This window comes from Novosphingobium sp. FSW06-99 (assembly GCF_001519065.1).
In the GTDB taxonomy this organism is placed as follows: Bacteria; Pseudomonadota; Alphaproteobacteria; order Sphingomonadales; family Sphingomonadaceae; genus Novosphingobium.
This window is the reverse complement of the sequence record NZ_KQ954252.1, coordinates 79518-103890: the sequence shown is the minus strand read 5'-3', so window position 1 is coordinate 103890 and position 24373 is coordinate 79518. Positions and strand designations below refer to the sequence as shown.

Here is a 24373-nt window from a genome sequence, read left to right as displayed (position 1 = left end):
GATTGCCCCATTGTGCAGTGCACAATAAACCTTGACTTCGCACCTGCACGCCCATAGTTATTGCATTGCAGCAAAGACCGGCATCATACCGAGTCGAGCCGGACCGCTGCGGCGCAAAGGAGCATGGGACAATGGTCGAATCAGTCGAGCAAGGCACCGCTACGGCAGCCGGCGAGGCTGTACCCGCCATCGCCCCGGACAAAATTGCCCCGGGCAAGGACGCAACAGTACCCAAGCGTGCGGTGCGCAAGGCACGGGCGGCGCCGGCGCCTGCCGTGACCAGCGCCCCCGCCGATGCGGTGGTGGTGGTGACCGAACCGGTTGCCCTCGAAGCCGAAGTCGCCCCCGAAGCCGAGGCCGAACCCGCCGTGGTGACTGCCCCTGCCAAGGCGGAGACGGCTGCTCCGGCGCCAGCCAAGACGATCCGAGCAAGGACCGCCCCTGCCAGGAAACCCGTCGCGAAAGCGGCCAAATCGCCAAAACCCACGCCAAAGCCCACAAAACCAGCCGCCGCTGCCGCGCCCCGGACACCCCCGGCGCGGACCGTGACGGCACCCAGCAAGGAACCCCGTATCATGACCACCGCGACCACCGAAATCACCGAAAAGTTCCAGACCGCTCTCAAGGACGCTTCGGAAAAGGCCAAGGCCGCTTTCGAAAAGAACCAGGCCAACCTCGGCGAGCTGGGCGCATTCACCAAGGGCAACGTTGAAGCTCTGGTCGAATCGTCGAAGATCCTCGCCACCGGCCTGCAGGAACTCAGCAAGGGCTATCTGACCGAAAGCAAGTCGGCGTTCGAAACGCTGACCGCCGAGTTCAAGGAACTGGCCGCGGTCAAATCGCCCAGCGAACTGCTCGAAAAGCAGTCGACTCTGCTGCGCAAGCAGTTCGACGCAGCGGTTGCCGCCAGCTCGAAAAACAGCGAAGCCGTGCTCAAGCTGGTCAACGAAGCGTTCCAGCCGATCTCGACCCGCGTCAGCCTGGCGGTCGAAAAGGTCAAGAAGGCCGCCTGATCCAGGCGCCTTTAACAAAGTCCCTGCGGGCCGGACGGAGATGTCTCCGTCCGGCCCGTTTGCGTTTTGGCAGGGTGTCTGGCGGCATGAGGGGGGGTCAGCCCCCTCTTCGTGTGGAACCTTGCGTTGCCCAATTGCACGCCGATTGCCCAAGCGCCGCTGTCGCCTCTTGAATGGGGACCTGCGCGATGCGATATTCAGGACACCATGCAGTCAGTCCTTTCTTCAGACCCGCACCAAACCGGGCGCATTCCCGTTGCCCACGCCGATCGCATCACGGTGGTGGCGGCCGGGCCCGATGATTCGGACACGGGCGACGGAGCAGGCGGCAACGGGCAGGTCGGGGTCGCCACGCGCACGCGAGCAAAGCCCAAGAAGCCCAGCATGTTCAAAGTGCTGATGCTCAACGACGACTACACCCCGATGGAATTCGTGGTGCTGGTGCTCAAGCGCTTTTTCAGCATGGATCTGGAACAGGCGACCCGCGTGATGCTCCACGTCCATCAGCGCGGCGTCGGCGTATGCGGCATCTTTCCCTACGAAATCGCCGAAACCAAGGTCAACCAGGTGATGGATTTCGCTGCCCAGAACCAGCACCCGCTGCGCTGCACGCTTGAAAAGGCCTGACCGCGCGCGCGATCGGGTCGCGCCTGCAACGGTCCGGCGCGATTCAGCGCGGGCTGGCAAACAGCCCTTTCTTCGCCGCGTGATCCCGGCTAGGCAAAATACGTGCCGCCACGCCGTGTGGCCAAGGCCATCGCCCCGGCACGCGACAACGGAAAAGCACTGGCCCGCTTCGTGAAATTCATAACCGCTATAGACAAATACATCGCCCGGCTGGTGTTCGTACCGATGCTGGGGGTGTTCGTGCTGGCGGCTTCGCTGCTGTCGCTCGAAAAGATGCTCGACTTGTTCGACTTTGTCGCGACCCAGGGCGGGCCGGTGATCGTCGTGTTCAAGATGCTGGCCGACATGATGCCCGAATATGCCGCGCTGGCAGTGCCGCTGGGGCTGATGCTGGGCATCCTGTTCGCCTTTCGCCGGTTGGCGACGAGTTCCGAACTCGACGTGATGCGCGCGCTGGGGCTCAGCTATACCCGGCTGCTGCGTGTGCCGTTCCTGTTCGCCATCGGGCTGGCCGTGCTCAATCTGGCGATCGTCAGCTATATCCAGCCGCTGTCGCGTTACTATTACGAGGAATTGCAGTTCCAGTTGCGGTCGGGTGCGCTGGGCGCGTCGATCAACGTCGGCGAATTCAACTCGCTGCAGGACCGCACCGCGTTGCGCGTCGAATCGAGCCGGGATGAAGGCCGCCAGCTTGAAGGCATCTTTGCCCGGATCGCCAATCCGGATGGCCAGACCATGGTCATTTCTGCGCGTGAGGGGCAGTTCTTTGCCAACAAGGAAAATCCCGACACGGTGATCCTGCGGCTGACCGATGGCCAGATGGTGCAGGAATCGCCGACCATCAAGAACCCGCGCGTGCTGACCTTTGCCAGCCACGACTTGCCGATCGACTTGCCCAAGATCGAACAATTCCGCCGACGCGGCGACAAGGATCGCGAATATTTCCTGCCCGAACTGCTGCGCATCGGCTGGGACCGCAACGCCAGCCGGGACATCCGCAACCAGTCGATCGCCAATCTCAACTTCCGTCTGGTCGAAGTGGCGATGATGTTCCTGCTGCCGCTGCTGGCGGTCGCGCTGGCGGTGCCGCCCAAGCGGTCATCGTCGGCGCTGGGTGTGTTCGTGTCTATCGTGATGGTGGTCGCCTATCACAAGGTGAACGAATACGGGCAGGACGTGGCCAGCCTTGGCCGAGTCAGCCCGGCCGTGGCGCTGTGGGGGCCGTTCACCGCGTTTGCCGCACTGATCGTGTGGATGTACTGGCGCCTGGCCTATGTTCCGGGCGGGCAACCGATCGGCGGGCTGGAAACGGCGTTTGCCCGCATCGGCAAGATGATCGGCCGCCTGTTCACCATCGTGCGCAAGCCGCCCGCCCCTGCACTGCCCGACGACGAGACACTGGTACCGCACAATGTCGCTTGATCTGTTCCCGTCTGCAACCATGACCCGGTACATCGCGCGCATGTTCGCGGTGCGGATTGTCGCCGTGCTGGTGATGCTGGTGCTCGTGCTGCAAATGCTCAATCTGCTGAGCGAAAGCGGGCATATTCTGGCCGCCAAGGGCAATGGGCAAAGGGAACTGCTGCATTTTGTCGCGCTGCGCCTGCCGCAACTGGCCAGCAAGTTTCTGCCCTATTCGGTGCTGCTGGCGACGATGCTGACGCTGACCACGCTCAACCAGAACAGCGAAGTCATTTCGATGAAGGCTGCCGGACTGTCGGCGCACCAGATTCTGGCGCCGCTGTTTCTGGTCGCCGCGATTACCAGCGTGATAAACTTTACCTTCAACGAACGCGTGACCGTACGCGCCGCCGCCGCGCTCAAGGCGTGGCAGGATGTCGACTATGGGCCGGTGCCGCCCGACACCGATCTGAAGACCAATGTGTGGATGCAGGACGGGCCCAACGTGTTCTATGCGCGCACCGTGGTGGGCCGGGGTGCCGCGATGACCATGGGCGATGTCAGTTGGTACCGGCGCGACCCCACCGGCATGGTCACCGAGATTGTCCACGCGCCCCATGCACAATTCGCCCGCCCGGGCTGGCGGCTCGATCGGCCGACCAGCTTTGACGTGCAAAGCACCAAGCTGACCCCGCTGGGGGGCCCGCGCGTCTACGCGAACGCAGTCGACCCGACCCAAGTTCTGATGCGCAAGACCAATGCCGATGGCGAATCGCTGTGGCGGCTGACCGACACGATCGAGGCCATCCATGGCGCCGGGTATCGCACCAGCGAACTCGACGGGCGGTGGTGGCACAAGCTGTCGGGCCCGTTGTCGGCGCTGCTGATGCCCTTGCTCGGCGCGGTGGCCGGGTTCGGCCTGGCCCGGTCGGGCAAGCTGTTCGTCCGCGCGCTGATCGGCATGGCGCTGGGCTTTGCCTATTTCGTGGTCGACAACGCCGCGCTGGCGATGGGCAATTTCGGGGCCTACACGCCGTTCCTGGCGGCGTGGTCACCGTTCCTGCTGTTCCTGCTGATCGGCGAAGCGGTGCTGATCAGGACCGAGGAATAGCACAACCCCTTCCTGCTCAGGGCTTCTTGGCGTCCTTGGTCTTGTCGTCGCTTTTGGGAACGTTGAACGTGCCGCTGACCCGGCCTGAGTGCGCGTCGGTCTGGCCGGCCGCGGCGCCCGCCGGGCCGGCAGTGTGGCCATCCATGCTCGACAACCCGGTGTTGAGATCCATCACCAGCCGCCCACCGTTCAGCACGTCGCCATTGGCTCGGTTGAGCACGACATGGCCCACCATCGTGATCAGCTTGCGGTTGAGATCATAGACCGCGACATCGCCGCTGGCCCGTTCGTCGTTGCGCGTAACCACCACATGACCCGTGGCATCGACGCGTTGCAGCGTGACTTTGTTGGTGTTGGTATAGGCCATCAAGGTACGATCGGCGGTCAGCCGCAGTTCTTCCTGCGTGACGATGACGTTGCCCGTCAGCACCGCGCGATCCTGCTTGTCCTGCAAATCCATGCGATCGGCCGAAAAATCGACCGGTGCATCGCTGTTGTGCGCGACTTTGGTGGCGGCGGCCAGATGCCCCGCGCCCGCGATCACCGCCGCCGAAGCGGCAAAGCCGATGACAAGGCTGCGCAGCGCGACGCGCGTCAGACTGGAGCCGGAACTTGCGGACCTGGAAAGCACGGGGATCACGGCTTGCTCACCTCGATGGAGGGATTGGGGGAATGACGCGTCTGGGACGCACCTGCCTGATGGGGCCGGGGCAAGGCCCCGGGCAAAGCGATCGGGCCGGGCACCATATGCAGGCGCGCATGGCCATCGAGCCGGATCTCGCGCGTGTCGAGATCGGCATAGAAATGGTCGGCGCTGAACGTGCCGATCGGAATGCGCCCGGTCACCGCGCCGTGACTGGCCAGGATGCGATGGTCGAGGTTGATCTGCGCGCCCTGGGTGACCATGCGATAGCCATCGGTGGTCTGGATGTTGACCGGCCCCGGCACGGCGATTTCCTGCCGCGCAAAGTCATAGATCCCCGAATCCGCCACCATGATCGCCGGTCCGTCGTCGAGCAACATGCGCGCGGTAACATCCTTCATCGCGACTTCTTGCTGGTGCACCGAATGCTGCACCGCGCTGCCTGCGGTGATCGAAAAGCTGCGTCCGTGATCGTCTTCACCGCGATAGAGCGCGCCCAGCGCGCGCATGCGATCATCCACCACGGCAACTTTGGTGCGGTCGAGCAGAAAACTGATTTCACCGCGCGGACCCAGCGGGGCCAGCACCATCACCGCCAGCAGCGCACCGATCAGGCCGGGCAGGACCACAGCGAGCAGGCGCACCATACGGTCGTGCGACCCGCCGGGGGCGGCAAACACCCGGCGCCGGTCGCGCATCTGGTCGGCGCGCAATGTCATGCCAGGATGCCGGTTGCAGGGGTCACGGGCGGCCTATTCGTGGCTGAAAATGTCGTTTTCGGCCCAACCGGCCAGATCGAGCAAGGCACGGGTGGGCAGAAAATCAAAACAGGCCTGCGCAATTTCCGTCCGCCCTTCGCGCGCCAGCCGCTCTGTCAGCACGCTGTGCGCGGCATGGAGATAGCGCACGTCGGACGCGGCATATTCCAGTTGTGCATCGTTGAGCACCGGCCCGCCCCAGTCGCTCGACTGTTGCTGCTTGGAAATTTCCTTGCCCGTGGTTTCGCGCACGACTTCTTTCAGGCCATGGCGGTCGGTATACGTGCGCACCAGTTTCGAGGCGATCTTGGTGCAGAACACCGGGGTCGCCATCACGCCCAGATAGTGGTGGATGGCGGCCAGATCGAACCGTGCGAAATGAAACAGTTTCAGCCGGGCCGGATCGGCCAGCACCGCCTTCAGATTGGGCGCATCGAAGGCACTGTCGCGGCCAAACCGCACCAGATGTTCATCGCCACGTCCATCGGCGATCTGCACCAGGCAGAGCCGGTCGCGGCGCGTGATCAGCCCCATCGTTTCGGTATCGACGGCAACGGTTCCCGGCCCGAGCGCATCGGAGGGCAAGTCTTCTTCGTGGAGATATACGGCCATGCTCCGTCGCTTAGGCGCTCTGGCAGCGTGGGGCAAGCGGCTATGGCTGGCAAGCCCGCGCGGGCATGGCTAGAAGGGGCGGACGATGACCCAGACCACCGTTCCCGATAGCTGGCGCCCGGCGCTCGATCCCGTCCTGGCCAGCCCCGCCCTGCGCGCGCTGGGCGGCTGGCTGCGCGCCGAAGAGGCGGCGGGCAAAGTGGTGTTTCCCCCGCGCGGCACCCGGTTGGCTGCGCTCGAACTGACCCCGCTCGATGCCGTGCGCGTGGTTATCCTGGGGCAAGACCCCTATCACGGGCCGGGCCAGGCGCATGGCCTGGCGTTTTCGGTGCAACCGGGGGTGAAAGTGCCGCCCAGCCTGGTCAACATCTACAAGGAGTTGCAATCCGACCTGGGGATTGCCCCGGCCCGCCACGGCCATCTCGATGCCTGGGCCCGGCAGGGCGTGCTGTTGCTCAACAACGCGCTGACAGTCGAACAGGCCCAGCCCGGATCGCACCAGAATCGCGGCTGGGAAGCGCTGACCGACGCCGCCATCGCCGCCGTTGCCGCGCGCCGCGAACCATGCGTGTTCCTGCTGTGGGGCAGCCACGCCCAGAAAAAGGCCGCCCGCGTGCCCGGCCTGTCTACCGGCCCGCACCTCGTGCTCAAGGCCCCGCACCCCAGCCCGCTGTCGGCCTATGCCGGGTTTTTCGGCAGCCGCCCGTTCAGCCAGGCCAACGCCTTTCTGACCGAACACGGACGCGGCGCAATCGACTGGCGCTTGCCGGATTGAGCGCGGCGCGATTTAGGCCCCTCCCCTCAGGGGAGGGGTTGGGGAAGGGTGTCCGACGGTGCGATGGCACGCGTCCCTTGGGCCTCGGACACCCCCTCCCAACCCTCCCCCTGAGGTGGAGGACTTTAGATCAGCCCCAGCCGATGACGCCCTTGGTTTCCAGGAAGTCGTGGATGCCGTAATCGGCATATTCGCGGCCATTGCCCGATTGCTTGTAACCGCCGAACGGGGCGTAGACATCCCAGTCGGGATAGTTGACGTTGACCGTGCCGCTGCGCAGGCGCCGGGCGACGGCGCGGATCTGGTCAATGTCGGTCCCGGCGATATAGTTGGCCAGGCCATAGACGGTGTCGTTGGCGATCTCGATCGCCTGTTCGATGCTGTCATAGGGCATGATCGCCAGCACCATGCCGAACACTTCCTCGTTGGCGATGGTCATCGCCGTGGTCACGCCGCCGAACACCGTCGGGCGCACGTAATAGCCCTTGGTCAGTCCGTCGGGCAGGCCGGTGCCGCCAGCGACCAGTTCGGCGCCTTCGTCAATTGCGGTCTGGATCAGGCGCTGGATCTTGGCCCATTGCACATCGCTGATCACCGGCCCGTGGGTCGTGGCCGGATTGTGCGGATCGCCAACCACCATCGATTGCGCGGTGGCGCGCGCGATGTCCAGCGCCTCGGCATGGCGATCGGCGGGCACCAGCATGCGCGTGGGCGCATCGCACGATTGGCCCGAATTGCTGAAACAGCCGCGCACGCCGGCATCGACCGCTGCGGCGAAATCGGCATCGGGCAGGATGATGTTGGCCGATTTTCCGCCCAGTTCCTGCGCCACGCGCTTCACCGTTGCGGCGGCCGACTTGGCCACCAGCACGCCCGCGCGGGTCGATCCGGTGAACGACACCATGTCGACATCGGGATGTTCAGCCATGACCTGGCCGACATCGGGGCCATTGCCGTTGACCATGTTGAACACGCCTGGCGGGGTGCCCGCGGCATCCATGATCTCGGCCCAGATCAGCCCGCTGACCGGCGCGATTTCCGACGGCTTGAGCACCACGGTGCACCCGGCGGCCAGCGCGGGCGCAACTTTGCACACGATCTGGTTGAGCGGCCAGTTCCATGGCGTGATCAGCGCGGCGACGCCGATCGGTTCGAGGATGATCCGGCTGGACCCGCGCGCCTGTTCAAAGGTGAAATCTTCCAGCGCCTTGATCGCCGCTTCCATATGCGCACGGCCCGCCCAGGCCTGGGCATCGCGCGCGAATTCGATCGGCGCGCCCATTTCGGCGGTCACCGCCTGGGCAATGTCTTCAAACCGGCGGTTGTATTCGTCGAGCACGCGGCGCAACAGCGCCAGGCGTTCTTCACGGGTCGAAAAGGCCCAGGTGCCAAACGCCTTGCGCGCGGCGGCCACTGCCCGATCGACATCGGCGGCACCGCCCATCGCGATCGTCAGGAACGGTGCCTCGGTGGCGGGATTGATCACATCGAGCGTGGCGGTTCCGGCGGGATCGACCCAGGCGCCATCGATATAGAATTTCAGGGCATTGGCGGAAAACGACATGGGGTGATCCTCGAGTCAGCGCTATGGAAATCTGCGATCGCACATTAGTCATGTGCGGACGCCGCTCAAGCGCGGCGTGCATCATTACCAAAAAAGCTGACAGTCCCAATCGTGGACGTCAGAACAGCCGCGATATCTCGTAGAACAGCGCGCCAACGGCGGCGGCGGCGGGGATGGTGACCACCCAGGCCACCGCCACCCGCTGCGCCACACCCCAGCGCACCGCCGTGGTGCGCCGCGCCGCGCCAACCCCGACGATACAGCCGGTGATGGTGTGCGTGGTCGACACCGGAATGCCCAGCGAACTCGCCGCAAACAGCATGACCGATCCGCCGGCCGACGCGCAGAACCCCTGATGCTGGGTCAGGCGGGTGATCCGGCTACCCATCGTTTCGATGATCTTCCACCCGCCCGACAGCGTGCCCAACCCCATCGCGGCATAACAGCCCAGCACCACCCACAGCGGCACGTGGAAGGTCGTGCCCATGTACCCTTGCGAATAGAGCAGGACGGTGATGATCCCCATCGTCTTTTGCGCGTCGTTGGCGCCGTGGCCCAGCGAATAGGCCGCCGCCGACACCAGGTGCAGCCGTTTGAACAGCCCTTCTGCCGTGCGCGCGGTAACCAGCACAAACAGCCATGCGGTAACCAGGAAAAACAGCATCGACACCGCCAGCCCGATCAGCGGCGACAGCACGATCGCCAGCGTCGTCGCAGTCAACCCGCCCCACACGATCGCGCCGGGCCCGGCATGCATCATGCCTGCGCCGAGCAGCCCGCCGACCAGCGCGTGGCTCGAACTCGACGGAATGCCGCGCCACCAGGTGATCACGTTCCACGCCATCGCGCCGACCAGCGCGCCAAACACCACGCCCGGCGTCACCACATCCTTGTTGATGATGCCCTTGCCCACCGTTTCGGCCACTTTCAGCCCGAACACGAAATAGGCGGCAAAGTTGAACACCGCAGCAAACAGCACCGCCTGCACCGGCGTCAGCAGGCGGGTGGCCACCACCGTGGCGATCGAATTGGCCGCATCGTGCAGGCCGTTGAGAAAATCAAACGCGAACGCCATCACCACCAGCGCGATGATCAGGGGCAGCGCCAGACCGATATGCTGCATGATCAGGCGTGATCGATCACGAGATTGTCGATCTCGTTGGCGACGTCCTCGAACTTGTCGACCACGCGTTCGAGATGGCTGTAGATTTCGCGGTGCACGAAAAAGCGCATCGGCGCGCTTTCGCCCAGCTCGCGATAGGCGCGCGCCAGCCCGGCATCGTGGATTTCATCGGCGCGGCCTTCCAGCCGGATCAGCCGTTCGGTCAATTCGTGCAACCGCGCGGCATTGCCGTGGATCGCGCGCAACAGCGGCAGCGCTTCGGAAATCAGGCGCGCGGCATCGACGATGATCGCCGCCATGTCCTGCATCTCGGGCTCGAACGTGGTCACGCTGTAGATCGCGGCCAGGCTCGATGTCTGGTGCATCTGGTCGATCGCATCGTCCATCGCCCCGATCAGCGAGGTGATCGCGCCACGATCGAACGGCGTCAGGAATGTCTTGCGCACCGCGATCAGCACTTCGCGGGTGATCGCATCGGCATCGTGTTCGCGTTCGGAGATTTCGCGCACGTGCTGCGACATCGCCTCGCCGCCCTGCAACATGCGCACCAGCGCATTGCTGCCCGCGACCAGCGTTTCGCCATGGGCTTCGAACAAGGCAAAGAAATTGCCCTGTTGCGGCAAGAGCGACTGAAACCAGTGAAACATTCCCAACTTCTCCTTCGCGCCGCTGATGCGGGCAAGCAGCGGCGCGGTACGGGTCAGCACGCGCACTTCGGACGCGCGAAAACTGCGGATCAGGTCACCCAGATCGGGTTCATCGACCAGCGTGGCGGCCTCGCCCAGCGAAAACCAGCGCCGGGTGCGCTCGCCCGATTCGGCCCAGTCGGGCAATTCGTCGGTTACCGCCAGCGGATAGACCTGCACTTGCGCGCGCACTGCCGCACCAGACCGCAATGTCTTGCGATAGTGATAGAAACCCAGCGGGCTGGGGCAAACCGCGCCGGCCACGCCCGCCTCTTCCATCGCCTCGCGCGCGGCGGCCATATGCGCGGCCTCGCGCTTGCCCAGGTTGCCCTTGGGGATGACCCAGCGCCCGGTCCCGCGCGAGGTGACCAGCAGAACTTCGGTCGGTGCGGCAAGACCGTCACCACGGGTACGATAGGGCAAGGCGGCAATCTGATCGATGGCGGCAACTCCGGGCAATCTGAATCCCGGCCGCTATGTTACAACACCATTACAAGTCAAGCGGCCGACGGGTGCACACGCGCCCGTCGGCCGATCTTGGCACAAAAGGATTGCACGCGGGCTTAACGCGGCAGTTCGGATACGCCCATCAGCGCCTCGTCTACCGCGCGGGCACACTGGCGACCTTCGCGGATGGCCCACACCACCAGGCTTTGCCCGCGCCGCATGTCCCCGCACGTGAACACGTTGTCGGCGCTGGTGCGATAATCCTGCACATTGGCGCGCACGTTGCCGCGCGGATCAAGTTCCACCCCGGCCTGTTCGAGCAGACCCTGCTTGCGCGGGCCGACAAAGCCCATAGCCAGCAGGATCAGATCGGCCCGAAGCGTGAACTCGCTGCCCGGCACTTCCTGCATCTTGCCGCCGACCCATTCGACGCGCACGCATTCCAGCCCGGTCACATCGTTTTCGCCGGCCACGCGCTTGGTCAACACGGCGAATTCGCGCGCGACGCCTTCTTCGTGGCTGCTCGATGTGCGCAGTTTCAGCGGCCAGTCGGGCCAGGTCAGCGCCTTGTCTTCCTTTTCGGGCGGGCGCGGCATGATCTCAAGCTGGGTGACCGACAAGGCGCCCTGGCGGTTCGACGTGCCGACGCAATCGCTGCCGGTGTCGCCCCCGCCGATCACCACCACATGCTTGCCCGTGGCGGTCAGCGACCCGCGCGGCGCGGCGCGGATTTCATCGTCGCCCGCGTTGCGCTTGTTCTGCTGGGTCAGGAATTCCATGGCAAAGCGCACGCCGGGCAATTCGAAACCGGGGATCAGCAGCGGGCGCGGGTCTTCCGCGCCGCCCGCCAGCACCACCACATCGAAATTTTCCTTGAGCGAGGCCATCGACACCGTCACGCCGACTTCGACCGACGTGCGGAACTCCACCCCTTCGGCCATCATCTGCACCAGGCGGCGGTTGATCAGCGCCTTTTCCATCTTGAAGTCGGGAATGCCATAGCGCAGCAGCCCGCCCATCCGGTCGGACTTTTCAAACACGGTGACCGAATGGCCGACGCGCGCCAGTTGCTGCGCACAAGCCATGCCCGCCGGGCCCGAGCCGACGATGGCGACCGATTTGCCGGTCTTTTTCACCGGCACTTGCGGTTCGATCCAGCCTTCGCGCCAGCCCTTGTCGACAATCGCGCATTCGATCGATTTGATCGTGACCGGCTGATCGACAATGTTCAGCGTGCACGCCGCCTCGCACGGGGCGGGGCAGATGCGCCCGGTGAATTCGGGGAAATTGTTGGTCGAATGCAGGTTGTCGAGCGCATCGCGCCAGTCGGATTCATAGACCAGATGGTTCCAGTCGGGGATCTGGTTGTTGACCGGACAGCCATTGTGACAGAACGGAATGCCGCAATTCATGCACCGCGAGGCCTGGCCTTTCAGCGTGGCCTCATCGTGCGGCACGATGAATTCGCGATAGTGCTTCAACCGTTCCGTCGGCGCGTCATAGCCACGGTCCTGGCGGTCGATTTCGAGAAAACCGGTCGACTTACCCATTGTCTGTCAATCCTTATTCTGCAGCGACCGAGGCAGCGGCAACCCGCTCCGCCTCTAGCTGACGCAGGGCGCGGGCATAGTCGCGCGGCATCACTTTGACGAACCGGGGCAGTTCCTCGGCCCAGTTGTCAAGGATCGCGCGGGCCCGGCGGCTGCCGGTGTGGAGCAAATGGCGTTCGATCAGGATGCGCAGACGATCGGCATCGTGGCGCACCATGTCGCCCATGCCATAATCGGCCACATCGATCGCGCGCTGTTGCGGACGGCCGGTGCCATCCTCGTCATCGCGATCGGGCGAAATCGGCAGCAGATCGACCATCGCGGTGTTGGCGAGCTGCGCGAACACCCCGTCGACATCGTGGACATAGGCCACCCCGCCCGACATCCCCGCGGCAAAGTTGCGCCCGGTGCGGCCCAGCACGACCACCACGCCGCCGGTCATATATTCGCAGCCATGATCGCCGGTGCCTTCGACCACCGCGATCGCGCCCGAATTGCGCACCGCAAAGCGTTCCCCGGCAACGCCGTTGAAATAGGCCTCACCCGCGATCGCACCATAAAGCACGGTGTTGCCAACGATGATGTTCTCGCTTGCCTCGCGCGCGACATGCGCGGGCTGGCGCACAATCACGCGGCCACCCGACAGCCCCTTGCCGACATAGTCGTTGGCATCGCCGGTCAGGTCGAGCGTGATCCCGTGCGCCAGGAACGCGCCGAACGATTGCCCCGCCACGCCGCGAAACGCGACATGGATGGTGTTGTCGGGCAGGCCCGCATGGCCGAACGCGCGCGCCACTTCGCCCGACAGCATCGCGCCGACAGTGCGGTTGACGTTGATCACGTTGCGTTCGATGCGCACCGGGGTGCCCTGTTCGAAGGCCGGACGGGCAGAGGCGATCAGATCGTTGTCGAGCGCAGCGTCGAGCCCGTGATCCTGCCGCTCGCTCCAGTTGCGGGTAGTGCCGGGAACCGGATCGACCTGATGCAACAGCCGCGACAAGTCGATGCCTTGCGCCTTCCAGTGGTGGATCGCCTTTTTCGGATCGAGCCGGTCAACCCGCCCGACCATCTCTGCCACGGTGCGAAAGCCCATCGCGGCCATGATCTCGCGCAGTTCCTCGGCAACGAAGAACATATAGTTGATCACGTGTTCGGGCTTGCCGGTGAAGCGCGCGCGCAGCACCGGGTCCTGCGTCGCCACGCCCACCGGGCAGGTGTTGAGGTGGCACTTGCGCATCATGATGCACCCGCTGGCGATCAGCGGCGCGGTGGCAAAGCCGAACTCGTCGGCGCCGAGCAAGGCGGCAATCGCCACGTCACGCCCGGTGCGCAGGCCGCCATCGGCCTGCACCGCGATGCGGCTGCGCAAGTTGTTGAGCAACAGGGTCTGCTGCGTTTCGGCCAGACCGATTTCCCACGGCGAACCGGCATGGGTCAGGCTGGTCAGCGGCGACGCGCCGGTGCCGCCTTCATAGCCCGAGATTGTCACATGGTCGGCGCGCGCCTTGGACACGCCCGCCGCCACCGTGCCGACGCCCACTTCGGACACCAGTTTGACCGAAATGCGCGCAGCGGTGTTCACGTTCTTGAGATCGTGGATCAATTGCGCCAGGTCTTCGATCGAATAGATGTCGTGGTGCGGCGGCGGGCTGATCAGCCCCACGCCGGGGGTCGAATGGCGGGTGCGGCCGATCACCTTGTCGACTTTGTCGCCAGGCAACTGGCCGCCTTCGCCGGGCTTGGCCCCCTGCGCCATCTTGATCTGGATGTCGTCGGCATTGACCAGATATTCGGCCGTGACTCCGAACCGGCCCGACGCGACTTGCTTGATGGCCGACCGCAGCGAATCACCATTGGCCAGGGCCTTGAACCGATCCGGTTCTTCCCCGCCTTCACCCGTGTTCGATTTGCCGCCGATGCGGTTCATCGCGATCGCCAGGTTGGTGTGGGCCTCGCGGCTGATCGAACCGAAACTCATCGCCCCGGTGGCAAACCGCTTGACGATCTCTGCCGCCGGTTCGACCTCGTCGAGCGGGATCGCAACTTCCGCCGGCTTCAGGTCGAGCAGGCCACGGATGGTCAGCATCCGTTCCGACTGATCATTGATGCTGGCGGCGAATTCGCGGTACTGGTCGGGCAGGTTGCCGCGCACCGCATGTTGCAGGCTGGCGATGTTGGACGCAGTCCAGGCGTGTTCCTCGCCGCGCAGGCGCAACTGGTACATCCCGCCGACATCGAGCATCTTGCGATAGATCGGGTTGTCGCCATAGGCTTCGGAGTGCCGCCGCACGGTCTCCTCGGCGATTTCGCGCAAGCCCACGCCTTCGATGGTGGTCGCGGTGCCGGTGAAATACTTGTCGACGAACGCCGACGACAGCCCCACCGCATCGAAGATCTGCGCCCCGCAATAGGACTGATAGGTCGAGATGCCCATCTTGGACATAACCTTCAGGATGCCCTTGCCGATCGCCTTGATATAGTTCTTCTGCACGTCGTAGGTCGACAGCGGCAGGCCCTTTTCGACCCGGATCGCCTCCAGCGTTTCAAACGCCAGATAAGGGTTGATCGCCTCGGCGCCATAGCCTGCCAACACGCAGAAATGGTGCACTTCGCGCGCTTCGCCGGTTTCCACGACCAGCCCGGTTTGCATGCGCAGCCCTTGCCGCACAAGGTGATGGTGCACCGCGGCCGTCGCCAGCAGCGCGGGCATCGGCACGCGGCTTTCATACTGCGCGCGGTCAGACAGGATCAGGATGTTCTGGTCGGCCAGCACCGCCTCGGTCGCGGCCCAGCACATTTCCTTGACCGCCTGTTCCAGCCCGGCCGCCCCGGTCGAGGCATCCCAGGTCATGTCGATGGTGGCAGTGCGGAACGCGCCGTCGAGCATTGCCTCGACCGAACGGATCTTGTTGATCTCGTCATTGGTCAGGATCGGCTGATCGACTTCGAGCCGCTTGTGCGTACCGGCGACGCGGCCCAGCAGATTGGGGCGCGGGCCGATCATCGACACCAGGCTCATCACCAGTTCTTCGCGGATCGGATCGATCGGCGGATTGGTGACCTGGGCAAAGTTCTGCTTGAAATAGTCGTAGAGCAACCGCGAGCGGCGCGACAGCACCGCGATCGGCGTGTCGGTGCCCATCGACCCGATCGGGTCTTCGCCGGTGATCGCCATCGGTTCGAGGAACCGGGCGATGTCTTCCTGGGTATAGCCGAACGCTTGCTGGCGATCGAGCAGCGTGGTCGACCACACCGGCAGCGCGGGCGCATCGGGCAGATCGTCGGCATCGGGAACCGTCAGTTCCTTCAGCTTGTACTGCGCAGCGGCCAGCCATTCCTCATAAGGTTCGGCGCTGGCAAGCTCTGCCTTGATTTCCTCGTCTTCGACGATGCGACCCTTTTCGAGGTCGATCAGCAGCATGCGTCCGGGCTGCAGGCGCCACTTGCGCACGATGTCCTCTTCGCGGAACGGCAACACCCCGGATTCCGAGGCCATGCAGATCAGATCGTCGCGGGTGATAGAAAACCGCGCCGGGCGCAAGCCGTTGCGATCGAGCGTCGCGCCGATCTGGCGCCCGTCGGTAAATGCCACCGCCGCCGGACCGTCCCACGGTTCCATCAGCGCGGCATGGTATTCGTAGAACGCGCGCCGACGCGCATCCATCAGCGGATTGCCCGCCCAGGCTTCGGGGATCAGCATCATCACCGCATGGGCCAGACTGTAGCCGCCCGCCAGCAACAGTTCGAGCGCGTTGTCGAGACTGGCGGTGTCGGACTGGCCATGCGGGATCAGCGGCCACATCTTGTCGAGATCGGCGCCCAGCAGTTCGGATTCCATCGTCCGGCGCCGCGCATTCATCCAGTTGACGTTGCCGCGCACGGTGTTGATTTCGCCGTTGTGCGCGACGAACCGATAAGGATGCGCCAGCTTCCAGCTTGGGAACGTGTTGGTCGAAAACCGCTGGTGCACCAGGCCAAGCGCCGACACGCAATCGGGATCGCGCAAGTCATCGTAGAAACTGCCCACCTGGGTCGCCAGCAGCAGCCCTTTGTAGACGATCGTGCGCGACGAAAAGCTGGGGATATAGAGCTGGCTGATGCCCGGCAGCTTGTGCCGTTCGGCCAGCGCCTCCAACGGGTTCTGCGTCTGCTTGCGGATCGCCAGCAGCTTGCGCTCAAACGCGTCCTGATCGGGCGTGCCTTCGCCGCGCTTGATCACGCACTGGCGGATCACCGGCATTTCGGCAATCACCGCCGCGCCCAGACCGGCGCAAGTGGTCGGCACATCGCGCCACCCGATCAGTTCCTGCCCTTCCTTGGCAATGAACTTTTCGAAGAACTGGGTGATGAAGCTGCGGCTGGGTTCGTCCTGCGGCAAAAAGCACATCGCCACCGCATAATCGCCCGGCGGCGGCAGATCCTTGCCCTGCGCGGCGGCCCATTTGCGGAACAGCGCATCGGGCAACTGGATCAGGATGCCGGCGCCATCGCCCAGCAACGGGTCGGCGCCCACCGCCCCGCGATGGTCGAGATTGGCCAGAATTTCCAGCGCCTGTTTAATGATCGCGTGGCTCTTCGTGCCTTTGATATGGGCAATGAAGCCCACACCACAGGCGTCGTGCTCGTTACGCGGATCATAAAGGCCCTGAACCGGCGGAAAACCCATCTTTCCAACATTCCTGCAACCAGAGGTCGTTCAAACACGCGAATCACTTTGCCCGAAAGGCAACGAAAGTTGCGCGAAATTCCCCATGGCCGCATGAATGTTATTTTGCAACCGCGACCATGCCCCCTGCCCCACTCGGGCAAGCGGGTGTGGTCCGGTTGCGCCGCACGCGGTGCAACCGGATCGCCGGCCTGGGCCGGTCGGTCGCTATTCTAGCGCTGAGCGCTCATCTGGCGCAAGGTCGCCAGTGCCTCGCGCAAGGCGCGATCGGCATCGCCAGGGGCCAGAGCCGAAGACGTATCGCCGCCGGTCAGGCGGCTGGGGAACGGCACCACGGGATCAGGCGTGTGGCGTTCCGAACCCTGGCGATCCGATCCATGGCGATCGTCCTGCGCCGCGGCATCGTGGTCATGACCAGGAGTGGCGGTTTCCAGCGTGACAAACGGCACCAGTTCGGGCCGGGGCAAGGCCATCTCGGCCAGCGAGGAATAGCGATGCTCGACCGCGTCGTGATCGGCGTGGGCATCCTCGTCCACCGTGTCGGCCTGTGCCGCGCCTGCGCCCAGAAAGCGCGCGGGCAACGGTTCCGCCTCATGATCGTCGTGCCAGTCACCCATCGTGGCCAGCGGATCGTGCAGCGTGGTGATCGTGGCCGCTTCAACCTGATCGTCCGCCGCTTCAGGCCGGATGGCGGGCGTATCGCCGCGCGATTTCTTGGTGCGCAACAGCGGCCCGGTCGGGTCCATCGACAGCGGATCGAAACGGTGCAGCGGCATGCGCGGATCGACCGGTTCCGGCTCGGCAGCGGCGACGGCCGCGCGGTGCGCCTGGCGCGTGGCAATCGCCAGCGCCAGCCGCTCGATCAGTTGCACCAGCCCCAGGCTTGCCAGCGGCAATTCGTCCAGCGGCGCCTTGGGCGCAGCGGCGGCCACGCTGGCCAGCGGCAGCGGGGTGACCGGCGCGTGGACGACCACCGGTTCGGGCGCGGGTTCAACCGTTTCATGCTCGTCTGCCAAAGGCTCGACAGCCACAGCCTCGACCACTTCGTGCTCGACAACTTCGGGCTCACGCGCTTCGGGCATGTCGGCCTGATCGAAGGCCGGCACGATGATCGGTTCGGACGGGGCCACCACCACCGGCGCGGAATTGCGGTTCACCGCAGACATCGCAGCGGCCAGAAACGGTGGCAGGTCCGCCGGTTCGCTGTTGGGATCAAACGGCCGCTCGGTCTGGCCCGGGCCGCCATGGTCAAAGCTGATCGCGTCGGGTTCGGTCGGGCCTCCGGGTTCCGGCGCGGCGGCCGGTTCGACCATCGCGGTGGGATAGGGCAGCACGTCTTCGGTCACCACCAGCGGACGGCGCGGCGGTGCATCGGGATGGGCGTCGCGGCTGCGCACGCGCAAGGCCGGTTCGGCCACGACAACCGGATCTTCGCGCGGCGCGGGCGCCGCGACCGGGCGCGCAGGCCGGGTCGGCAGCTTGCCCCCGGCGCGCAGGAACAGCGCCACGCCGATCGCCAGTCCGATCGCGCCGCCCAACCCGGCCAGCGCAAGACCAAGCACCAGCCGTGCGGTCAATCCCAGCGGTGGTGCCGCAGCGGGCAGGATGGCAGGCAAATGGAGATGAACGACCAGCGCCGCCAGTGCATCGGCACCCGCCGCCAGGCAGCCCAGACCGCCCAGCGCGGCACACCACAATGCCACCAGCACCGGAAACAGGCGATGGGTCATGATCGCCGCAGGCGCGGCGCTGCCGCGTTGCGAGGTCTTGCCAGAGCGAGGACGAGGGACTTTGATCACGTGGCTCTATCGTTCCTGCAGGTGCCCGGGGTCGACCGGGCCTTGGCTATCAGGCGGCAATCGGGGCAGCTTCACCCCTGGTGGCTAACACCCTTTGGTAAACGGGAAGATAACGCCGCACGTTGAAACCCCAGTCATGCGCGCCTTCGACAAAGCGCCTGGCCACATCGCGACGATCATCCCACCCCGAACGATCGCTCAGCAAGGCGATCATGGCAACCGCCAATGCATCCGGATCGTCAGGCGCAAACAGCGTGCCGGTCACCCCGTGCTCGATCAGTTCGCGATGCCCGCCGACGCTGCTGGCGGCCACCAGCTTGCCTTGCGCCATGGCCTCCAGCGGTTTGAGCGGGGTGACCAGATCGGTCAGCCGCATCGCCTTGCGCGGATAGCACACGACATCGACCAGCGCGTAATAGCGATCGACCTCGTGATGCGGCACCCGCCCGACGAAGTGGATGGCATCTGCCGCGCGCGATGCCTGCGCAGCCTGGCGCAAGGCGGCCTCTGCCGGCCCCCCGCCAACCAGCAACAGCCGGGCATCGGGCTGGCGCGCGACAATCGCGGGCATGGCCGCGATCAGGTCATCGAGCCCTTCATAGGGATAGAAACTGCCCAGAAATCCGATCACCGGCCCGCTGCCCAGCCCCAGCCGTTCGGCCAGTGCCGTATCGCGCGCCAGCGGCGCGCCAAACAGCGCCAGATCGACCCCGTTGGGCATGATCGAAATGCGCTCTGCCGGAAACCGCCGCGCGATCAGATCCGTGCGCAGCCCTTCGCAGATCGTGACCACCGCATCGGCGCCCGCCACCACACGGTTTTCCAACTGGCGCGTCAACCAATACCGCCACGACCCCGCGCTGCCGGTGCCGTTGCCGACCGCGGCATCTTCCCAGAACGCACGGATTTCATAGACCAGCGGCAGACCCAGCCGCCGCGCAGCGCGCAAGGCGGCCATGCCGCACAGCGCCGGGCTGTGCGCGTGGAGCACGTCGGGGCGCCAGATCCGCGCCACCTGTTCGATACGATCGGCGAGCGCGCGCACTTCGCGCCATTCGCGCAGGCCCGGCGCGCCTTCGGCACTGCCCGGCGTGCGCCAGAACCGCAAGCCATCGGCCCGTTCGGCGCCATCATCATCGATTGCGGCGGGATCGGGCGCGGCAGTGTGGCGCTGCCCGGTGACCGCACGCACTTCCAGCCCCAGCGCCTCTTGCGCCTTCAGGATTGCGCGCGTGCGAAAGGTATAGCCGCTTTGCAGCGGCAGCCCGTGATCGAGCACGTGAAGGATGCGAGTCATGTCTTTTGCATGCCACAGCAAGCCTTAACGCGGTATCAACCGCGCCCGGCGCATGACGGGTTCACCATGATCGATCTGCTTGCCCTTGCCATTCCGCATTTCGTCATGGCGATCGCCGTCTGGCGGCTGGTGCAGCGTGCCGATCTGGATGACGATCCGGCCTTGCCACGCCCGACGATCGACCGACGCAAACCGGGGCAGGACCGCCAGCCGTGACCAACCTTGCGCTTACCGCATTCGTGCTGGCGTTCTTCCTGGCCGGGCTGTCGCGGCCGTTCCTGCTGGTGCTGGCCTATGCCTATATCGATATCGTCAGCCCGCAGAAAATCGGCTGGGGGCCGCTGGGGTCGCTGTCGATCTCGCTGGTGGCATTCGTGCTGGCTGTGGTGATGTTTGCCGTGCGCGACGACAAGCGCGGCATCCGCCTGTCCTCGCGCCAGGGGCTGATGATCGCGCTGCTGGTCTATTGCGGGCTGACCACGCTCACCGCCGATTTTCCGGTCGAGGCCGCCGCCAAATGGGACTGGGTTTGGAAAGCGCTGATCTTTGCGATCTTTCTGCCGCTAACGCTGCGCACGCGGCTGCGGATCGAGGCGCTGGTGCTGATCATGGTGATGGGCGTGGCGGTGATCATCATCGACGGCGCGATCAAGACCCTGGCGGGCGGCGGCGGCTATGGCGAATTGAAGCTGCTCGTCAACGACAACACCGGACTTTACGAAGGCTCGATCATTTCGACGGTGGCGATCTGCATCATACCGCTGGCGTTCTGGCTGGCCACTTATGGCACGGTGTTCCGCCCAAGCTGGCCGGTGCGCCTGTTTGCCATCGGCGTCAGCTTTTCGGCGATCCTGATGCCGGTGGGAACGCAGGCGCGCACCGGGCTGATCTGTGTCGCGGTGCTCGGCCTGCTGAAACTGCGCAGCACACAGCGGCGGTTTACCTATCTTGCGCTGATCGGCCTCGGCAGCGCGATCGCGCTGCCGCTGCTGCCCGCCAGCTTTACCGAGCGGATGAGTACGATCGAGGACCACCAGGCCGACCAGTCGGCCAGTACCCGCGTCGCGGTGTGGCAATGGACCTGGGAATTCGCCAAGTCGCATCCGTTCGGCGGCGGTTTCGACGCGTTCCGCCAGGACAACATCAGCTATGACAAAGTGGTCACCGAAAAGGACGGCAACAGCACGGCGGTGCACACCGAACGGGTGATCGAACATGCCCGCGCCTATCATTCCAGCTATTTCGAGATGCTGGGCGAACAGGGCTATCCCGGCCTTGGCCTGTGGCTGCTGCTGCACATTCTGGGCGTGGTACAGATGGAGCGCATCCGCAAACGCTATCTGAAGGACCCGCCCGCCGACATGGCCTGGGTCAGTCCACTGGCCGATGCGCTGCAACAGGCGCAGATCGTCTATCTGGTCGGCGGCAGCTTTGTGGGGATCGCGTTTCAGCCGTTCTGTTACATGCTGGTCGGGCTGCAATGCGGGCTGGCGGCCTATGTCGGGCGGCTGGACGAGGCGGCTGCCGAGGCGCGGCGGATTGCCCGGCTGATCCGGCGGCCACCGGCGCGCGTGCCCGAACCGGTCATGGCGGTGCGCCACCCGAACGCGGCCGGAACCTTGCTGGACGATCGCACCACACCTTAATCGCGTGATTAATTGACCATTGCGCGCGCCCGCGCGAGGCGGCATGACGGGCCCCGCAACAGCATCGGGGAAATCCAGCATGCCCAACTATATCGAGGCCACCGCGCTCAAGGACCTGGTCGGCCAGGTGGTCGGCACGTCCGAATGGGTCGACGTGACGCAGGAACGCATCAACCAGTTCGCCGAAGCGACCGGCGATTTCCAGTTTATCCACATCGATCCCGAAGCCGCCGCCAAGACCCCGTTCGGCGGCACCATCGCGCACGGGTTCCTGACCCTGTCGCTGATCCCGCTGCTGACCCAGAACAGCGATTGCCCGCGTCCCAAGGGCATCCGGATGGGCGTCAACTATGGCGGCAACAAGACCCGCTTCCTGTCGCCGGTGCGATCGGGCAAACGCATCCGGGGCCATTTCAAGCTGCTGGAAATCGAAGAAAAGCGCCCCGGCCAATGGCAACAGACGATGGAAATCACGGTCGAGATCGAAGGCGAGCCCAAGCCCGCGCTGATCTGCGAATGGATCACCCAGTTCTTCGTGTAATATCCTCCCCGGCACGGGGAGGGGGACCGCCTGAAAGGCGGTGGAGGGGCCTGGCCGCCTGGTGAAACGCCGGCAGGGCGCGCACAAGCAGCGTAAGGGGTGCGCCCCGCTACAGAGCGACGTTTGTGGGGCAAAACCCCTCCATCACGCTGCGCGCGGTCCCCCTCCCCGTTCCGGGGAGGATACGATCAGGCGACGGCGCTGAGTTTGCCGCCCTGTTCGTGCCGATTGTGGCGGGCGATCCATTCGTCGACCACCGGAGCGATCGACGACCGCCAGCGTGACCCGTTGAAGATGCCATAGTGGCCGACTTCGGGGGCCAGATGGTATTTCTTCATCGTGTCGGGCAGGCCCGGGGTGACTTTCAGCGCGGCGCGCGTCTGGCCGATGCCCGAAATGTCATCACGCTCGCCCTCGATGCACAAGATCGCGGTGTCGGTGATCGCGCCCAGATCTACGATCCGGTCGCGGTGGACGAATTCGCCGCGCGGCAGCAAGTGCTGCTGGAACACCACGTCGACCGTCTGCAGATAGAATTCGGCGGTGATGTCGCAGACCGAGCGGTATTCATCATAGAAGGCCTTGGTCGAATCCGCGCTTTCGCCGTCGCCCTGCACCAGGTGCTTGAACAGGCCGTAATGGCTCATCATGTGGCTGCCCAGGTTCATCGACATGAACGAGGCAAGCTGGACAAAGCCGGGATAGACCTTGCGACCGGCGCCGGGGTAATTCACGGGCACGTCGGTGATCACATTGTGCTTGAACCACACATAAGGCTTGGTGATCGCATGGTCGTTGACTGCGGTCGGGCTTTCGCGTGTGTCGACCGGGCCGCCCATCATGGTCAGCGTCAGCGGACGGCAGGGATGGCCCAGCCGCGCCATCACTGCCGTGGCGGCAAACGCCGGGACCGAAGGCTGGCACACCGCCATCACGTGCGCGCCGGGGCCGATGAATTCGAGGAAATGGATCAGGTAATCTATATAGTCGTCAAGATCGAAGCGACCGTCGGCCACCGGCACCAGCTTGGCATCGATCCAGTCGGTAATATAGACGACGTGGCGTTCGAGCATGCGTTCGACCGTGCCGCGCAACAGTGTGGCATAGTGCCCGCTCATCGGCGCAACGATCATCAGACGCGGCGCGTCATCGGGCAGCCCGTCGTGGGTGAATTTCTTCAGGTCGCCGAACGGGCGCTTGATCACGGTGGTTTCGGTCACTGTGTGCGTGGCACCATCGACCTGCACCGACTTGATCCCGAACGCGGGCTTGCCACGCGGCGCGGCGGCATGGGCAAACACTTCCAGCGCCGAGGCCAGCGCCTGGCTCGGCGCGGTTCCGGCCAGCGGATAGCGCGGATCGCCCAGCCAATCGGCCGCCATCGACGCCATCGCGCTGCCGGCGTTGAGGAACGAGCGCTGAATTTCATAAGCCTTGTACAACATCACGCGGCAATCCTGATCACATGGGAACCCGGTGCGGTGCGGGGGCGACAATGCGGCACCAGGCGAATCCGAAAGGCCATTGTGGCCCTTTCCAATCGATTGTGCAATGCAACCTAAAAAAACGGTGCTGTCTCAGTTCGGGTTTCGCCTTAGCGGCAATCCTCGCCAGCCGTCATTGCGAAGCCTGGGACTGGCCAATGACACGCGGCGCCCGCACATAGCCAAAGTCCGATCCGCCCGACCAGGCCAATCCATCGGGGTAACGCAACTCGATTCCGGCGAGGTCGCGTTCATCGGCCAATGCCATGTTGACGCCGGTCTGGACATCGCCAAACTTCGCCTTGGCGCTCTTTGTCAGCGTGAAATGCGTCGTTGAGCCGCATCGGCCACAGAAATGTATTTCTGCCGCCGGATCGTCCTTGTCGGTCCGGCTATATCCTCCGGTCGCGCCTTCGATGTTGACTTCAGAGGGATGGAGATAGGCCCAGCGCGCGCCTGACTTGCGGCAAAGCGTGCAATTGCATTCGTTGATGAAGTCTGGCCGCTTTGCGACTTCGACGCGGACTTGACCGCACAGACAGGTAAATTTCAGCATTACCGTCTTTTATCAGAAGGTCTCCTCGCCTGGTAGCTGCCATCGACGGCGGCACCGTGCGGGCATGGCCCCAT

General features: G+C 64.7%; 20 protein-coding genes. 8 read left to right on the top strand and 12 right to left on the bottom strand.

Annotated elements, in window-relative coordinates:
* Positions 1-131: 131 nt before the first annotated feature.
* From phaP to lptG, 4 genes are all read left to right on the top strand, one after another.
* Positions 132-1013, top strand: a complete 882-nt coding sequence (phaP, locus tag AQZ49_RS03125) for a phasin family protein (RefSeq protein ID WP_082701287.1) — start codon at positions 132-134, stop codon at positions 1011-1013.
* Between the two features lie 207 nt (positions 1014-1220).
* On the top strand, positions 1221-1640 hold the full coding sequence (clpS, locus tag AQZ49_RS03120; protein WP_231738666.1) for an ATP-dependent Clp protease adapter ClpS: 420 nt from the start codon (positions 1221-1223) through the stop codon (positions 1638-1640).
* 171 nt (positions 1641-1811) lie between these two features.
* A complete protein-coding gene (gene lptF / locus AQZ49_RS03115) occupies positions 1812-3062 on the top strand; it encodes an LPS export ABC transporter permease LptF (protein WP_067613444.1) in 1251 nt (416 codons plus the stop codon).
* A complete protein-coding gene (gene lptG, locus AQZ49_RS03110) occupies positions 3052-4152 on the top strand; it encodes an LPS export ABC transporter permease LptG (protein ID WP_067612835.1) in 1101 nt (366 codons plus the stop codon). Before lptF ends, lptG begins: the two co-directional genes overlap by 11 nt.
* 16 nt (positions 4153-4168) lie before the next feature.
* Here the strand turns inward: lptG and AQZ49_RS03105 are convergent, their stop codons facing one another.
* Genes AQZ49_RS03105 through AQZ49_RS03095 form a run of 3 tightly spaced genes read right to left on the bottom strand, consistent with a single transcriptional unit; the run spans position 4169 to position 6165 of the window.
* Positions 4169-4783, bottom strand: a complete 615-nt coding sequence (locus tag AQZ49_RS03105; protein WP_067613442.1) for an LptA/OstA family protein — start codon at positions 4781-4783, stop codon at positions 4169-4171.
* A gap of 5 nt (positions 4784-4788) precedes the next feature.
* Positions 4789-5514, bottom strand: coding sequence for an LPS export ABC transporter periplasmic protein LptC (gene lptC / locus AQZ49_RS03100; protein ID WP_067612832.1), 726 nt, complete (start codon positions 5512-5514; stop codon positions 4789-4791).
* Positions 5515-5547: 33 nt separating this feature from the next.
* Complete coding sequence (locus AQZ49_RS03095) at positions 5548-6165, bottom strand: ribonuclease D (RefSeq protein WP_067612829.1); 618 nt, start codon at positions 6163-6165, stop codon at positions 5548-5550.
* An 85-nt stretch (positions 6166-6250) separates the two neighbouring features.
* On the opposite strand from AQZ49_RS03095, the gene ung reads away from it, so the two are divergent.
* Complete coding sequence (gene ung / locus AQZ49_RS03090) at positions 6251-6940, top strand: uracil-DNA glycosylase (RefSeq protein WP_067612826.1); 690 nt, start codon at positions 6251-6253, stop codon at positions 6938-6940.
* Positions 6941-7070: 130 nt separating this feature from the next.
* On the opposite strand, the gene AQZ49_RS03085 is transcribed toward ung, so the two are convergent.
* From AQZ49_RS03085 to AQZ49_RS03055, 7 genes are all read right to left on the bottom strand, one after another.
* Positions 7071-8504 carry an aldehyde dehydrogenase family protein gene (locus AQZ49_RS03085; RefSeq protein WP_067612823.1) on the bottom strand — a complete coding sequence of 478 codons (1434 nt, stop codon included), beginning with the start codon at positions 8502-8504 and terminating at the stop codon, positions 7071-7073.
* 118 nt (positions 8505-8622) lie between these two features.
* The gene (locus AQZ49_RS03080; protein ID WP_067612820.1) at positions 8623-9627 is read right to left on the bottom strand and encodes an inorganic phosphate transporter; all 1005 of its coding nucleotides are present in this window, start codon (positions 9625-9627) and stop codon (positions 8623-8625) included.
* Positions 9628-9629: 2 nt separating this feature from the next.
* Complete coding sequence (locus AQZ49_RS03075) at positions 9630-10754, bottom strand: DUF47 family protein (RefSeq protein WP_231738844.1); 1125 nt, start codon at positions 10752-10754, stop codon at positions 9630-9632.
* 122 nt (positions 10755-10876) lie between these two features.
* The gene (locus tag AQZ49_RS03070; protein ID WP_067612817.1) at positions 10877-12310 is read right to left on the bottom strand and encodes a glutamate synthase subunit beta; all 1434 of its coding nucleotides are present in this window, start codon (positions 12308-12310) and stop codon (positions 10877-10879) included.
* Positions 12311-12323: 13 nt separating this feature from the next.
* Complete coding sequence (gene gltB / locus AQZ49_RS03065; protein WP_067612813.1) at positions 12324-16976, bottom strand: glutamate synthase large subunit; 4653 nt, start codon at positions 16974-16976, stop codon at positions 12324-12326.
* A gap of 212 nt (positions 16977-17188) precedes the next feature.
* Positions 17189-18775, bottom strand: a complete 1587-nt coding sequence (locus AQZ49_RS03060; RefSeq protein WP_231738663.1) for a hypothetical protein — start codon at positions 18773-18775, stop codon at positions 17189-17191.
* 49 nt (positions 18776-18824) lie between these two features.
* The gene (locus AQZ49_RS03055; protein WP_067612807.1) at positions 18825-20072 is read right to left on the bottom strand and encodes a TIGR04063 family PEP-CTERM/XrtA system glycosyltransferase; all 1248 of its coding nucleotides are present in this window, start codon (positions 20070-20072) and stop codon (positions 18825-18827) included.
* A gap of 66 nt (positions 20073-20138) precedes the next feature.
* Between AQZ49_RS03055 and AQZ49_RS03050 the strand changes: the two genes are divergently transcribed.
* From AQZ49_RS03050 to AQZ49_RS03040, 3 genes are all read left to right on the top strand, one after another.
* The gene (locus AQZ49_RS03050; RefSeq protein ID WP_231738659.1) at positions 20139-20288 is read left to right on the top strand and encodes a hypothetical protein; all 150 of its coding nucleotides are present in this window, start codon (positions 20139-20141) and stop codon (positions 20286-20288) included.
* Positions 20285-21718: a putative O-glycosylation ligase, exosortase A system-associated gene (locus AQZ49_RS03045; RefSeq protein WP_082701286.1), complete on the top strand. Its 1434-nt coding sequence runs from the start codon at positions 20285-20287 to the stop codon at positions 21716-21718. Before AQZ49_RS03050 ends, AQZ49_RS03045 begins: the two co-directional genes overlap by 4 nt.
* A gap of 79 nt (positions 21719-21797) precedes the next feature.
* Entirely contained in the window at positions 21798-22259 is a 462-nt protein-coding gene (locus AQZ49_RS03040) for a MaoC family dehydratase (protein WP_067612801.1), read from the top strand.
* 188 nt (positions 22260-22447) lie between these two features.
* Here the strand turns inward: AQZ49_RS03040 and AQZ49_RS03035 are convergent, their stop codons facing one another.
* Together AQZ49_RS03035 and AQZ49_RS03030 are read right to left on the bottom strand one after the other, a co-directional pair.
* Positions 22448-23704 carry a polyhydroxyalkanoate depolymerase gene (locus AQZ49_RS03035; protein WP_067612797.1) on the bottom strand — a complete coding sequence of 419 codons (1257 nt, stop codon included), beginning with the start codon at positions 23702-23704 and terminating at the stop codon, positions 22448-22450.
* 172 nt (positions 23705-23876) lie between these two features.
* The gene (locus AQZ49_RS03030; RefSeq protein WP_067612793.1) at positions 23877-24299 is read right to left on the bottom strand and encodes a GFA family protein; all 423 of its coding nucleotides are present in this window, start codon (positions 24297-24299) and stop codon (positions 23877-23879) included.
* Positions 24300-24373: the final 74 nt, after the last annotated feature.

Bases quoted from the DNA above. Each gene is read 5' to 3' on its own strand.
- AQZ49_RS03040 (WP_067612801.1), top strand. From the start codon at position 21,798: ATGCCCAACTATATCGAGGCCACCGCGCTCAAGGACCTGGTCGGCCAG.
- AQZ49_RS03050 (WP_231738659.1), top strand. From the start codon at position 20,139: ATGATCGATCTGCTTGCCCTTGCCATTCCGCATTTCGTCATGGCGATC.
- AQZ49_RS03070 (WP_067612817.1), bottom strand. From the start codon at position 12,310: ATGGGTAAGTCGACCGGTTTTCTCGAAATCGACCGCCAGGACCGTGGC.
- lptG (WP_067612835.1), top strand. From the start codon at position 3,052: ATGTCGCTTGATCTGTTCCCGTCTGCAACCATGACCCGGTACATCGCG.
- AQZ49_RS03055 (WP_067612807.1), bottom strand. From the start codon at position 20,072: ATGACTCGCATCCTTCACGTGCTCGATCACGGGCTGCCGCTGCAAAGC.
- lptC (WP_067612832.1), bottom strand. From the start codon at position 5,514: ATGACATTGCGCGCCGACCAGATGCGCGACCGGCGCCGGGTGTTTGCC.
- ung (WP_067612826.1), top strand. From the start codon at position 6,251: ATGACCCAGACCACCGTTCCCGATAGCTGGCGCCCGGCGCTCGATCCC.
- AQZ49_RS03030 (WP_067612793.1), bottom strand. From the start codon at position 24,299: ATGCTGAAATTTACCTGTCTGTGCGGTCAAGTCCGCGTCGAAGTCGCA.
- gltB (WP_067612813.1), bottom strand. From the start codon at position 16,976: ATGGGTTTTCCGCCGGTTCAGGGCCTTTATGATCCGCGTAACGAGCAC.
- phaP (WP_082701287.1), top strand. From the start codon at position 132: ATGGTCGAATCAGTCGAGCAAGGCACCGCTACGGCAGCCGGCGAGGCT.
- AQZ49_RS03080 (WP_067612820.1), bottom strand. From the start codon at position 9,627: ATGCAGCATATCGGTCTGGCGCTGCCCCTGATCATCGCGCTGGTGGTG.
- clpS (WP_231738666.1), top strand. From the start codon at position 1,221: ATGCAGTCAGTCCTTTCTTCAGACCCGCACCAAACCGGGCGCATTCCC.
- AQZ49_RS03095 (WP_067612829.1), bottom strand. From the start codon at position 6,165: ATGGCCGTATATCTCCACGAAGAAGACTTGCCCTCCGATGCGCTCGGG.
- AQZ49_RS03085 (WP_067612823.1), bottom strand. From the start codon at position 8,504: ATGTCGTTTTCCGCCAATGCCCTGAAATTCTATATCGATGGCGCCTGG.
- AQZ49_RS03035 (WP_067612797.1), bottom strand. From the start codon at position 23,704: ATGTTGTACAAGGCTTATGAAATTCAGCGCTCGTTCCTCAACGCCGGC.